This is a genomic window from Flavobacteriales bacterium (assembly GCA_020635395.1).
In the GTDB taxonomy this organism is placed as follows: Bacteria; Bacteroidota; Bacteroidia; order NS11-12g; family UBA9320; genus UBA987.
This window is the reverse complement of the sequence record JACJZV010000002.1, coordinates 384604-396685: the sequence shown is the minus strand read 5'-3', so window position 1 is coordinate 396685 and position 12082 is coordinate 384604. Positions and strand designations below refer to the sequence as shown.

At 39.9% G+C, this 12082-nt stretch carries 10 protein-coding genes; 6 read left to right on the top strand and 4 right to left on the bottom strand.

The window, feature by feature from the left end:
• Positions 1–41: 41 nt before the first annotated feature.
• Positions 42–3110, bottom strand: coding sequence for a hypothetical protein (locus H6607_07920; protein MCB9262285.1), 3069 nt, complete (start codon positions 3108–3110; stop codon positions 42–44).
• A gap of 75 nt (positions 3111–3185) precedes the next feature.
• On the opposite strand from H6607_07920, the gene H6607_07915 reads away from it, so the two are divergent.
• Entirely contained in the window at positions 3186–3362 is a 177-nt protein-coding gene (locus tag H6607_07915) for a hypothetical protein (protein MCB9262284.1), read from the top strand.
• Positions 3363–3500: 138 nt separating this feature from the next.
• Here the strand turns inward: H6607_07915 and trxA are convergent, their stop codons facing one another.
• Both trxA and H6607_07905 read right to left on the bottom strand, forming a co-directional pair.
• Positions 3501–3797 carry a thioredoxin gene (gene trxA / locus H6607_07910; GenBank protein ID MCB9262283.1) on the bottom strand — a complete coding sequence of 99 codons (297 nt, stop codon included), beginning with the start codon at positions 3795–3797 and terminating at the stop codon, positions 3501–3503.
• 59 nt (positions 3798–3856) lie between these two features.
• On the bottom strand, positions 3857–4165 hold the full coding sequence (locus tag H6607_07905) for a rhodanese-like domain-containing protein (GenBank protein ID MCB9262282.1): 309 nt from the start codon (positions 4163–4165) through the stop codon (positions 3857–3859).
• Between the two features lie 89 nt (positions 4166–4254).
• Here H6607_07905 and H6607_07900 point away from each other — a divergent pair, with 89 nt between their 5' ends.
• On the top strand, positions 4255–4701 hold the full coding sequence (locus H6607_07900) for a 3-oxoacyl-ACP synthase (protein ID MCB9262281.1): 447 nt from the start codon (positions 4255–4257) through the stop codon (positions 4699–4701).
• 10 nt (positions 4702–4711) lie between these two features.
• Positions 4712–5473, top strand: a complete 762-nt coding sequence (xth, locus tag H6607_07895; protein ID MCB9262280.1) for an exodeoxyribonuclease III — start codon at positions 4712–4714, stop codon at positions 5471–5473.
• On the opposite strand, the gene H6607_07890 is transcribed toward xth, so the two are convergent.
• Positions 5465–6358, bottom strand: coding sequence for a DUF72 domain-containing protein (locus H6607_07890; GenBank protein ID MCB9262279.1), 894 nt, complete (start codon positions 6356–6358; stop codon positions 5465–5467). The genes xth and H6607_07890 overlap by 9 nt on opposite strands.
• Positions 6359–6484: 126 nt before the next feature.
• Here H6607_07890 and H6607_07885 point away from each other — a divergent pair, with 126 nt between their 5' ends.
• The 3 genes from H6607_07885 (at position 6485) to H6607_07875 (ending at position 12078) form a co-directional block, all read left to right on the top strand.
• A complete protein-coding gene (locus tag H6607_07885; protein ID MCB9262278.1) occupies positions 6485–7999 on the top strand; it encodes a GH3 auxin-responsive promoter family protein in 1515 nt (504 codons plus the stop codon).
• Positions 8000–8071: 72 nt separating this feature from the next.
• The gene (locus H6607_07880; GenBank protein MCB9262277.1) at positions 8072–11488 is read left to right on the top strand and encodes a caspase family protein; all 3417 of its coding nucleotides are present in this window, start codon (positions 8072–8074) and stop codon (positions 11486–11488) included.
• Positions 11482–12078, top strand: a complete 597-nt coding sequence (locus H6607_07875; protein ID MCB9262276.1) for a hypothetical protein — start codon at positions 11482–11484, stop codon at positions 12076–12078. The genes H6607_07880 and H6607_07875 overlap by 7 nt, the downstream gene beginning before the upstream one ends.
• Positions 12079–12082 lie beyond the last annotated feature (4 nt).

Here is a 12082-nt window from a genome sequence, read left to right as displayed (position 1 = left end):
CTTTTTATACCGACCATGTTCGTCTCTTCTTTAGGGTTTTGTTATTGTATGATTATCGGAATTCGCACAGCGGAGTCGGCTTGCCACAGTTCAACAATCACAAAATTTACGTTATCAACAAGTTCAATCGTTGTTCTATTTCCTATTGCCTTTTTTTCAAAATCCAGTTTTCTTCCAAATAAATCATAGATGTTTATTTTTTCAATTCCAAAAACACTCTCCACATAAAAAACGCCATTTGATGGATTTGGATAAACCTGAATGTTGGATAATTTTAGGTCGTCAAATCCAACAAAATCAATGGCAATTGAGTCGCGAATGGGGCCGCAGCCGTTGGTAATATCCACCCAATAAATGCCTTTTTTGGTTACCGTAATGGTGCGTGTAGTTTGTCCGGTACTCCATAAATATTTTGCTCCCGGATTTTGGGCATTCAACACCGTGGAAGTAATGTTTTTAAACACCGTGTCGCCACTAAACGGAGGAGTGGGGTAGCTTCGTTCGGTCACGTTGGTAGAATAGTAGCCTGTTCCGCAAAAATTCTGAACAAACACACTGTAGGTATTGGCCGAATCAATTTTGATGCGTTGAGTTTTTTGACCCTTTCCATCCCATTTATAGGTGGCCTCGATGCCCACATTTCCCGCATCCAAATAAAATTCGTCACCACACATAAACGTGTCCTTTGGCAGTTGGTTTTTGGGCGATACCAAGTGTTTTAAATGTATGGTGTCTATGGCTATGCCACATTTGTTGGTGGCCTTGGCCCATACGGTGTTTGGTGCAAAAACGGTAACCGATTCATCGGTGCTTCCATTCCACCACTGGTACTCCACTTTTTCGTTGGTGGCACTCAAAAAAATGCTTTTGCCGTTGCACAAAATGGTGTCGTTTCCAAAATTGATTTTGGGTGTTTTAAATTTCTCGGTAATAACCACAGAATCTTTAGCTATGCCACATTCATTGTTTGCTGTTACAACATATTTGCCAATTTTTGAAACAGAAATAACCGAATCACTACTGCCGGTTGACCACAAAAACTGAGAAGTCGGAATGGGGTTCGACAAAAAACTATGCACCATTAGCGGACTTTCGTCGCACAAAAAATCTTGGTTGTTGGCTACATGCAACTGGGGCTTGTCTGCTTCTACAACCAAGGTGCTGTCCAACACCAAACCACAGGTATTTTCTACCGAAACCCGATACAAACCCGACTGATGAATGACTAAATCATTGCCGCCAACCACATTGTTCCATTTTATTATTTCGGGGTCGAACGTGTATTTGTTCATTACTTCTACCGAAATGGTGTCGGCAATGGGTTTGCAAAACATGGCCATTGCCTCAACCATAATCTTGGGTGGTTCGGCACGGTACGTGGTTTTAATATCAAAATAAAAACAACCCGAATTGGGTGTAGCCTTTAAGGCAAATTGCTTTTGGGTTTCGGCATATTTAACAAAATACTCAGCGTTTTCTACCCCATTATTCCATTGAAACAGTTTAAAACCACCCGACGAATAAAGGTCTTGTGCCAGTTTTAAACTGTCGTTTAAACAAACCACTCCTATTTTGTTTACAAACAGTTCGGAGATGGAGGTATTGGTGGTAATGGTATCCATATAAACCGTTTTGCACCCGTAAACATTGGAAATGGTGTGCCTTACAAAATAGGTTCCGGCTTTGCGGATATACACCGTATCACTTTGCTGAGTGCTGGTATTTAGCTTTGATTTTACAAAATAAGCTACATCGGAGTTTGCCACCATGCCCGCACTATTCAATACTTCCCATTGATATTTGGCCGGGTAAGAAAAAGTACTTTCCGGAGTTGATTTCACCACAAAATCATTGCAGCCCAGTGCCTCCACCGAAGTGACAGACCGAGCTTTTGGATGCACATAAATCAAAACAGGTCGGGCAGCGTATAGATAAAGTGCACACGCATTGTTTTGCACGTAGGGTGTAAAAAAATACGCATCGGTTTTGGCCATTCCCTCGGCGGGTGTCCAAGTAAATTGAAGGGAATCTCGGTTGTTGGTATAACCATTGAGCTGTTTGTAGCTCGCTCCGGCAATGATGTTGTAGATTTTAAAATCAGACAGTGAATCAATCGTTGTAGCACCCGTAAATGAAGGATTATACGCAGCAATGTTAAAATTTAATGTTTCCCCCTCGCACACATGGTGTTCAAAGGTGCCGGAGAGCTGAGGTGAGTAGGTAGAAGGATATTCTACTTCGACCACATTTTCATTAATAAATCTACTTACCAAACGCATAGTTCCAGTTGAGTCTTTTTTCCATTGGCTAATTTCTACTACCACAACACTTTTGGACGATGTTGCTGGATTTACAGCCAACACTCCGGTTTTTTTATCAAAATAAAAGCCAATGACTGGTCTAACATTAATCTCACTGTCCGGGTATTTCCACTTTAACTGATAAAACCCTTCAATAGGTGTTTGAGTGGAATATGAAATTACGGATGTGTAATTATATCTTGGCGGAACAATGGCATAAGAGATAGAATCGGCATGGTTGGTAACCGAATATGTGTGTATTAAATCTTGTCCGATAAATCCACGAATTAAGGGAGGGGCGAGCAATTCAGGACTAGAAATATTTCCTAAAGATGGGTCAAGTTTAGCGTATAAATACAAACTAGCCGAACTTGTAAGATTCGTAATGTTTCCCGGTCGGCTAAATCCAAAATATTGAAATAAAATAGGGCTACCACTCTTAAAAAAAACCGAATAGGTCGAATTTTTAAAGTCAATCGTATCTAAGTAAGTGATTAGTTCTATCCCGTTACTTGCTTGGTAGGTGCCAGCTGGATAGCAGGATTTATACTTTGAACATGATTGAGAGATGTTTTCTATAGATGAGAGTGGTACTCTTTCCGTAACACCATACCCACTATTCTCAATGGTTATTTTGTATTGCTCTTCGCTTGTTGGGGCATACGAAATGCAATTTCGATAAAATTTTAAAGAGATTTGATATACGGAATCGCCCAAGTGCCGATAAGAAACATAACCACCGGGTGGTCCGGCAACAGATTCAAGGCAAGCAGCGGCAAGTAGCCACACAATCAGTAAAGTTTTTTTCATATTCGAATATAACATAGTTGCGGCAATATGTTTATGAAAAAGGCTGCCTGAACGCGATTAATTATTTTTTTATAAATGAAAAGTAGAAGTAAGACAGTTTCACATGCGGGCAGCCAATTACAAACATTTAAAAAGCAGCATTTTCTAACTTACACTTCTATGACACATGGACTTGCAGCTTCGTTGCACGGTGATGGAAAAAATGTTGGAATTGTTTTTTCATTTAAAATGGAGGTTATGTCAATGAAATAATTGGTTGAGCTTTATTAAACACAAACAGCCTCTGAAGAGGCTGCATGAGTCCAGACATTGTCGTAACGCTATCTAATGCGAAGTTACAATTACTTCGTGATTTATATTATTCTGTGGTTTAGGTTACTTCAAAAAAGGCTACCCAAACTGCTTTACAACGTCAACCAACTCATGGGCTTGAAGTACTCCGCTTTGTCGCCACACTTGTTTGCCATCTTTAAAAAGAATCATGGTGGGTACGCTTCGCACAGAGAAGGCTCCGGCCAGTTGTTGGTTGCGGTCAACATCTATTTTGATAATTTTTACCTCGTCCGCCAGTTGGTCTTTTACCTGCTTTAAAATGGGAGCCAGCATTTTGCACGGGCCGCACCACTCAGCCGAAAAATCAACAAGCACGGGTTTATCACTTTTTATGAGGTCTTGAAAACTCGACATAGTTCAACATTTTTTACACCTAAAACACCGATTGTCAAATAGGGTTTTCCTGATTTTTATCAACGACGAAGTGCATCGGCTTTTTGCCATGGGCCACCATTGTATGCCTCAATGCCGTTTCGCTTTAGCAGGGCTGCTGCTCCGGCACTTCGCATGCCACTGGCACAACACGTTATAACGGGTTTGTCCCATTTTTTAATCATGTCAATTTTCTTTTGCAATTGATCCAACGGAATGTTTTTCGAACCTTTTCCGTGTCCACCGTTGTATTCTCCCGGAGTTCTAACATCCAAAATGATTGCTCCGTCGGCCACTTTTTGTTTTAAATCAACACCAGAGCCAAATAATTTTTTAATAAATCCAAACATGCTGCAAAGGAAATTGATATTTGCCGAATGAAAAACGAAATGCAATTGTTTAAATCAATTGCCGGATAGATTTTATTGAATATTGAATTATGACAAAATTTGACATTGTAGAACAACTGAAAATAAAGGTAAAACAAGATTTGAACGAACTGAAAAAAGCTTATGAAGATGTGAACGAAAGCATGGGTAGTGAAGAAAAAAACTCATCGGGTGACAAATTTGAAACGGCCAGAGAAATGGCTCAGCAAGAATTGTCGCAAATAGAAAACCGCATAAAACAGGCAAAACAGCAAGCCGGTATTTTAAACACAGTGCGGCCCGATGTGATGTGCGATTTGGGACAAATTGGTGCTTTGGTAGAAACCGACAGCAAATATTTTTACATACTTTCCAGTTTGGGCAAAGTGCAGGTAGGCAACAAAGAGGTTCTTACCATTTCGGCGGCTTCGCCCATTGGTCAAAACATTATGGGCAAAGCCGTTGGCGACAGCATTGTTTTTGGCAACATCAACGAAAAAATTATCAGTATCAGCTAATTTTACCGCTATGAAAATTGTATCGTTCAACGTAAACGGAATTAGGGCATCCATAGGAAAGGGGTTGCTACAAACTATGGCCGACCTTGATGCAGATGTTTTTTGTGTGCAGGAAACAAAGGCACAAGACAATCAGGTGATGGAAGCTCTTTCTGATTTAAAAGGATACCACATATACAGCAACTCTGCCGAGCAAAAAGGGTATAGTGGTGTAGCCATTTTTAGCAAAAAAGAGCCTATTTCAATAAAAGTGGATATGGGTGTGGCCGAACACGATAGGGAGGGGAGAATAATTACAGCGGAATACGATGATTTTTATTTGGTAAATGTGTATGTGCCAAACAGTGGTGCAGGGCTAAAGCGGTTGGATTATCGTGCTGTTTGGGATAAAGACTTTGCGGGGTTTTTGGCAAATCTTCAAAAACAAAAACCCATTATTTTAACCGGAGATTTGAATGTGGCTCATGAAGCCATCGATTTGAAAAATGATGCAGCCAACTACAACAAAACAAGTGGCTATACCCAAGTAGAAATTGATGGGTTGGACAATATTCTCGCCGTTGGCTTGGTAGATACATTCAGAAAATTATATCCCACCGAAGAAAAATACTCTTTTTGGAGTCAACGATTTAATGCCCGAAAAACCAACGCCGGTTGGCGTATAGATTACTTTTTAGTTTCCGAAAGTTTAATGCCCAATGTGGTTGATTCTACCATCCATAATGAAGTGTTTGGTTCCGACCATTGCCCTGTCGGGTTGGAGCTAAAGTAAGCTCGTTTGGCTCTCTGTTTTTGGAATTGTTAGATTATAGCCAAGTTCTTCGTTCAGTCGTTTTATGAGTTTTGAGGCTAACAATGGCGATTCAATTTCCATGTTTTGATGCACAAAAAAATAGATGTTTTCAATGCCGCTTTTAATCCAAGAACTTAATCTTTCAAACCAATCGTTCACTCTGTCGAAATCGGATATGTGATTGGCTCCAGTGAACCGCACGAAACAATTGCGTGTGGTAAGTTGCTGATGAACCAAATCTCGTCGGCCAGCCGTGTCGGTAATGGTGTGTGTGATGTTATTTTTCACCAAAAGGTCAATCAGTTCATTGTTTACCGACCTGTCGGCATACCAATCTTCGTGCCTTAGTTCCACCGACAAACCAATGTCTTTAGGCCATTTTTCAATAAAATTTGTTAAACTTTCAAATTTATCGGGTTTGAACGTAGGGTGCATTTGCAAAAAACAAATGCCCAATTTTTCTTTAAATTCCGCTATAGATTTAAAATAAGCATCCAACTCTTTTTCGCAATTCACCAACCGTTTAAACTGGCTAATGCTTTGTGGAATTTTTGGAAAAAACTTAAAATCAGGCGTGCTTCTGTCATACCAACTCTTTACCGTTGATTCGGGAAAAATGCGGTAAAAAAAGGCATTCAGCTCAATACAATTAAATTGAGTGGAGTAATATTCCAACTCTTTGGTGCCTACCCCTTTGGGATAAAAATTTTTTAGGTCTGTTTTGTTCCATTTTGCACAACCCACATAAATAGGAGGTTTGTAGTTTGTCTTTTTACTTTTTGCCAAAATAAAGGGAGTAATTTCAGCGTCTCTTGGGAGTGTAAAATCAATGGTTTGCGGATTGTCAACCTTGCCAAATTTCATGCGGTAAAATTAGACTAAATAGAAAAACCTTTTCGGTAGGTAGTAGAGAACACAATTTTTTAAAAAGTGCTTGCATGAAATGACCAAATGTTTAATTTTGCTGACATTAGCTTGACATTTGTGTAGATGATTTTAAACTCGGTGCTTTCATGGTATTTTAAAAAGCGTATGCAATCCGTGCGTTCGTCAATTGAGTTGCCGTTAAGCACGCAGAAGCAGCTTCTACAGGAGTTGGTAAACGAAGGAAAATTCACTGATTTTGGTAAAAAACATGGTTTTGCCGACATCAAAACCTACGATGATTTTAAAAAATCGATACCCATACAAACCTACGAAAGCCTAAAACCATTTATTAACCAAATAATGAAAGGCAAACAAAACGTGCTTTGGCCAAGCGAAATAAAATGGTTTGCCAAATCTTCTGGCACTACCTCAGACAAAAGCAAATTTATCCCTGTAAGTTTTGAATCGTTAGAAGATTGTCAGTTTAAGGGTATGCGTGATTTACTGTCGCTGTATTGCCACCACAATCCGGATACAAAAATTTTTGAAGGAAAAAGTTTGATGATAGGCGGTAGCCATGAAATTAACAAGCTCAACGAATCCTCCTATACCGGCGATTTGTCGGCGGTTTTGATGAACAACACCCCTTTTTGGGTAAATCTGTTGCGTACACCAAAACCTCATATTGCATTGTTGCCTCATTGGGAAACCAAACTCGAAAAAATGGCTCTTGCTACTGTAAATGAAGATGTTACGAGTATTTCAGGAGTGCCAACATGGACACTTCTTTTAATGAATCGGGTGATGGAGTTGAAAGGTGCAAAAACCATTAAAGAAGTTTGGCCAAATCTTGAGTTGTATATGCACGGCGGGGTGGGTTTTGATCCATATAGAGCTCCGTTTGCAAAACTCGACCCAACAAATAGCATAAACTTTATGGAAACCTACAATGCCTCTGAAGGGTTTTTTGGCATACAAGATATTGGTGTAAACGATGGAAGCATGCTGCTAATGACCGACTTTGGAGTGTTTTATGAGTTTATGCCTATGACGGAATATGGCAAAGAAAATGCCACGGTGGTTGGGCTTAACGAGGTGGAAGTTGGCAAAAATTATGCTTTAATAATCAGTACCAATGCAGGTTTGTGGCGATACATGATTGGAGACACCATCATGTTTACCGAAACCAAACCATTTCGTTTTAAAATAACAGGTAGAACCAAATTGTTCATTAACGCCTTCGGTGAAGAATTGATGATAGAAAATGCTGAAAAAGCCATGGCGGAGGCATGCAGAAAAACAAATGCTCTGGTTGCCGACTATACCGCCGCACCTATTTATTTGAAGTCAGACCAATCAGGGGCTCACCAGTGGTTGATTGAGTTTGACCGATTGCCAGATGATTTGGATATCTTTAGACTGGAATTAGACAACATGCTAAAAGCGGTTAATTCTGACTACGAAGCGAAACGTAATGGCAATTTGGCTTTGGAGGCACCTCATATTAACGTGTGCCAACGCGGTACTTTTTACAAGTGGCTGAAGGCAAAGGGCAAACTGGGTGGACAAAACAAGGTGCCACGGTTGAGTAATGACCGCAAAATTGTGGAGGAGATTTTATCCATTAACACCCCATAAAATGAACATCCGTAGTAATACGTATTTTTTAATTCTTTTAATTTTAGTTATTTAATGGCATAAATACGGGCTATGAAAAAGGGGTTAATTTTTGCTCTAATATTTACTCTTCTGAAAATCAGTCCGGTTTTAGCAATCGAAATAATTCCGCAGGTTGGTCATGCCACCAATGTTACAGCCTTAGCCTTTAGTGCCGATGGAAAAACATTGGCCAGTGCCGATGCCAACGGCAACATCATTCTTTGGGATATAGAAACAAGGCTTCAGAAGGGTGTTTTAAAGCGACATTCAGATGCGGTTTCAGTTCTCGAATTTTCAAACGATGGGAATTATTTAGTAAGCGGTGGCACAGACAAAATGGTGCTGCTTTGGAGCATTGAAAAATCAATGTCCATTATTGTTTCTACTCACTCGTATTACATCAACGATGTTCATTTCGACCCAACAAATCAATTCATTGTTAATACGTCGGCCGATTTTTCATTAAACATTTATGAAATAAAAACCGGAAAATCTCAGCGGATATATCATACCACCGACCTTACCGGAATGTGTTTTAATGACGATGGCTCAAAAATTTATGTTGGCAGCTATGAAGGAGAATTGTTGAGTCTTCATTTTAACGGAGTTAATTCAGATAAATCATTTACAAGACTCTATGATGTTAAAAATCTAATTAGTGGGTTGGAATATGACCCCAAAAACAATATGTTGATGGTGGCCAACGCGGCCTCATGGAGTAGCGATGAAGAAGCTCCGGAAGAAGGAGATTTGCGATTTTTTGATTTAAAATCTGGCAAACTTTCGTCCGAAAATTTTCCGTTTTCTACCTCTTATTCCTATCAAAATGGAAGCCTTAAATACGTGGAGGCAAACAGTTATTTGGCTATAAGCAATACTGGTAAACTTTACCGATTTACTCAAAAAAATAAAAGCGAAACTTTCTATGACCAACTGGAAAATGTCAGCGAAATAGCTGTCAACTCATCAACTCAAAAAGTGGCAGTGGCTTCTAAAAGAGCCATTAAAATGTTTGCTCTAGATAATCCTTATTTTGTTCAGGAATTTGTGGGAATGGCGGATGGAATTGAAAGGGTGATTAATGCAAATGCCCAAAACATTACGGTACAATACGAAAATTCGATTTGCCAATGGAGTTTGACTACCGGACGAAAAAAAGTGATTCGAGATGTTATTGGTATTCCATACCCTAAGGCAATGGTTTATACATCAGATGGGGAATCGAGTTTGGAAATTGATGCTCGTTGGAATTTTGCCTATTGGAAATCGGATGACCATTTGAATGAGTTGGTAGTGGCCGAAGGAAACCCTGTGGCGGTAGCCAAAATATCTGATGATGACAAATATTTGGCATTAGTCACAGAGGGCGGAACATTTTATGTTTATAGTCTCGACTCGTTGAAAGAGGTAGTAAACTATCAAGTATCTGACGAAAGTGGCTTTTTCAACTCGAACGCCTCCATTTGTTTTAGCAACAACAGCCAAAAAGTGGCGGTTGCCGTTAGATATGCATTGGTTTTTGATTTAGTTACGGGTAAAAATGAGGTTGCACTGCAATATTCTCGTGCCGGAAATCATGGGTATTTGGGCTTGTCCTTTAGTGATGATGATAGATATTTATACGTTTCTGACCATAGCATAACACAAGTTTCTACTCTTCCCAAAAACTCCGATGACTTTGATAAAATTACCATACCTCCGGGATTGTTTTCGGAAGACACAGCCTATTTAATTAGCCGACCCGGGCTAATGGGAATTATCGAACTTGAACGTGGGGTTGAAATTTCGAGCAAAGAATTTCCGCGAAATGAACAGGGTATTTTTGCCGATGTGAGCTGCTATTATTTCCCAAAGGGAATAGCCTATTTTTATGTGGGGATGACAGACGGAAACATTCTCAGAATAAACAAATCCACATGGGAAGTTGCCTCCATTAAAATTGGTGCCTCCCCGATTTTGTGCATTCAACCCATCGAAGAAAAAAATATGCTGTTGGTGGCAAACGAAGAAGAAATAGCACTTTATGACGAAAAGAGTTGGGCAAAACAAGTTGGGCTATACAGCCTGCGAACCGGAGGCTATGTGGCCACTTCGGCCGATGGTTATTATTTGCGTAGCAAAAACGGTTTAAACGCTGTGGCAATTAAAAAAGATGGAAAAATGTTCTTTGCCGAACAGTTCGATTTAAAACTCAACCGACCCGATTTGGTGCTAAAAAAAATGAAAACTACCGATGCCAAGTTAATCAACTTATATTATGAGGCTTTTAGCAAACGGGTAGGTTTAAATGAGGCCATCAATGAGTTTGAAAACATACCTCAGACCAAAATTTTAAATAAAGATAAACTAAAACAAACCACAAAAAAACCCTACACCAAACTGCTGATTGAGGCTCAAAGCAGCAGCGGCATAGCCACCATTCAGGCGTGGGTAAATGGCACGGCTGTGGTGTTTGGAGCCAACGGAATGTCAGTAGCAAACAATCCAAAAACACATTCAACCACTTTAAACATACCGCTTAAAACAGGCAGAAATAGAATTGAAGTGGCCTCCCAAAATGTCGATGGTGTGTGGTCGGCCAAAGAAGTGGTAGAGGTGGTTTGCAATCCATCTAACACTGAAAAGAAAATGTTGATTATTGCCGTTTCGGTAAGCAATTATTTGGACACAACCCAACGGTTGCAGTATGCGGTAAAAGATGGGCAGGATTTTACGGAAATCTGGAAAAAGAATGGCCGAAAAACACTCGGATACCCTTCGCAATACAAAGAAGTAGAGGTCATTCAGCTTTTTGATGAAAATGCCACCCGCGAGCATATTTTAGCACTAAAGGAAAAAATCAATCAGCTGTCTGCCAACGACATGGTAATGCTCTACGTTTCAGGTCATGGTTTGTTGGATGAGCAACAGCAATTTTGGTACGCTACCCACAATATGGATTTTGAACATCCAGAAAAATATGGAGTTTCGTATAACGAGTTGGAATCATTGCTTGATAAAATACCCACCCAAAACAAGGTGATGTTTTTGGATGCCTGCCACAGTGGGTTGGTTGATAATAAAATAACCACCGACACCCTTCGAGTAGAAAATGACTATGAGGCCAAAGTGATAGGGTATAGTGCTAAAGGGGCTAAAACCAAAGCGTTAAAAGTAACTTCTAACCAAGCATACGAGCAAATGCAAGAATTGTTCAACAATTTAAGCAGAGGGTCGGGAACCATCGTGATTTCTGCTGCCGCCGGGAATAGTTATGCCTATGAAAGTGAAGAATGGGGCAATGGCGTTTTTACCTACTGCTTGGTTTCGGGCATAAGAGACCGAAAAGCAGACGCAGACAAGGACGGAGAAATATCTATTACCGAACTAAGCAATTATATTTCTGAAGAAGTGGAAAAACTAACGAACGGAGCTCAAAAACCAAACGAACGGCAAGAGAACTTATTTAATAATTTTAGAATATGGTAAAGCGAATTTTATGGATGGTCGGTATGGTTGCGGTTGCCGTATTGACAGGGTGCAAAACACAATCTACATCGGTTTCAATTTCCGAAAATCATCAGTTGGTTTACAACCTTAATTTCGGTGGGAGTAATTACAATTTTATTGTAGAAGTGCTATCAAAATCGCCCAGCCTATCGTTTAATTATGCCATGACCAACGGCAACAACACCTCTGGCAAGGTTACCATTATGCCCGGAGCTTTAGATTCTGCAAGGGTGCAAAACAATTATTTTTCGGGGGGAGATTTGGTGTTGGACCAAGAAACAACGGTTTGGCTGAGTAAAAGGGTTTTTAATGAATTATCCTCAACCGGAAAAACAGTTATGGAGTTTTCTTCGCTTTTTGGATCGGAAACAGTAAATTTTTCAAAAACGGGTGAAGAGAATTTTGAAATATCAGTAAACGGAACAAAGAAAAAAGTTTCCACCATTTTGGCATCAGACACCGATGGAAAGGGCTATAGCTACCGAATTTTGAACAACCCCTCCGAACCCCTTATTCTTGAAATGAATCTGGGCTGGAGCATTGGGTTAAAGGAGATTAATTTTAACTAAGTGG

Bases quoted from the DNA above. Each gene is read 5' to 3' on its own strand.
- H6607_07920 (MCB9262285.1), bottom strand. From the start codon at position 3,110: ATGAAAAAAACTTTACTGATTGTGTGGCTACTTGCCGCTGCTTGCCTT.
- H6607_07915 (MCB9262284.1), top strand. From the start codon at position 3,186: ATGAAAAGTAGAAGTAAGACAGTTTCACATGCGGGCAGCCAATTACAA.
- trxA (MCB9262283.1), bottom strand. From the start codon at position 3,797: ATGTCGAGTTTTCAAGACCTCATAAAAAGTGATAAACCCGTGCTTGTT.
- H6607_07905 (MCB9262282.1), bottom strand. From the start codon at position 4,165: ATGTTTGGATTTATTAAAAAATTATTTGGCTCTGGTGTTGATTTAAAA.
- H6607_07900 (MCB9262281.1), top strand. From the start codon at position 4,255: ATGACAAAATTTGACATTGTAGAACAACTGAAAATAAAGGTAAAACAA.
- xth (MCB9262280.1), top strand. From the start codon at position 4,712: ATGAAAATTGTATCGTTCAACGTAAACGGAATTAGGGCATCCATAGGA.
- H6607_07890 (MCB9262279.1), bottom strand. From the start codon at position 6,358: ATGAAATTTGGCAAGGTTGACAATCCGCAAACCATTGATTTTACACTC.
- H6607_07885 (MCB9262278.1), top strand. From the start codon at position 6,485: ATGATTTTAAACTCGGTGCTTTCATGGTATTTTAAAAAGCGTATGCAA.
- H6607_07880 (MCB9262277.1), top strand. From the start codon at position 8,072: ATGAAAAAGGGGTTAATTTTTGCTCTAATATTTACTCTTCTGAAAATC.
- H6607_07875 (MCB9262276.1), top strand. From the start codon at position 11,482: ATGGTAAAGCGAATTTTATGGATGGTCGGTATGGTTGCGGTTGCCGTA.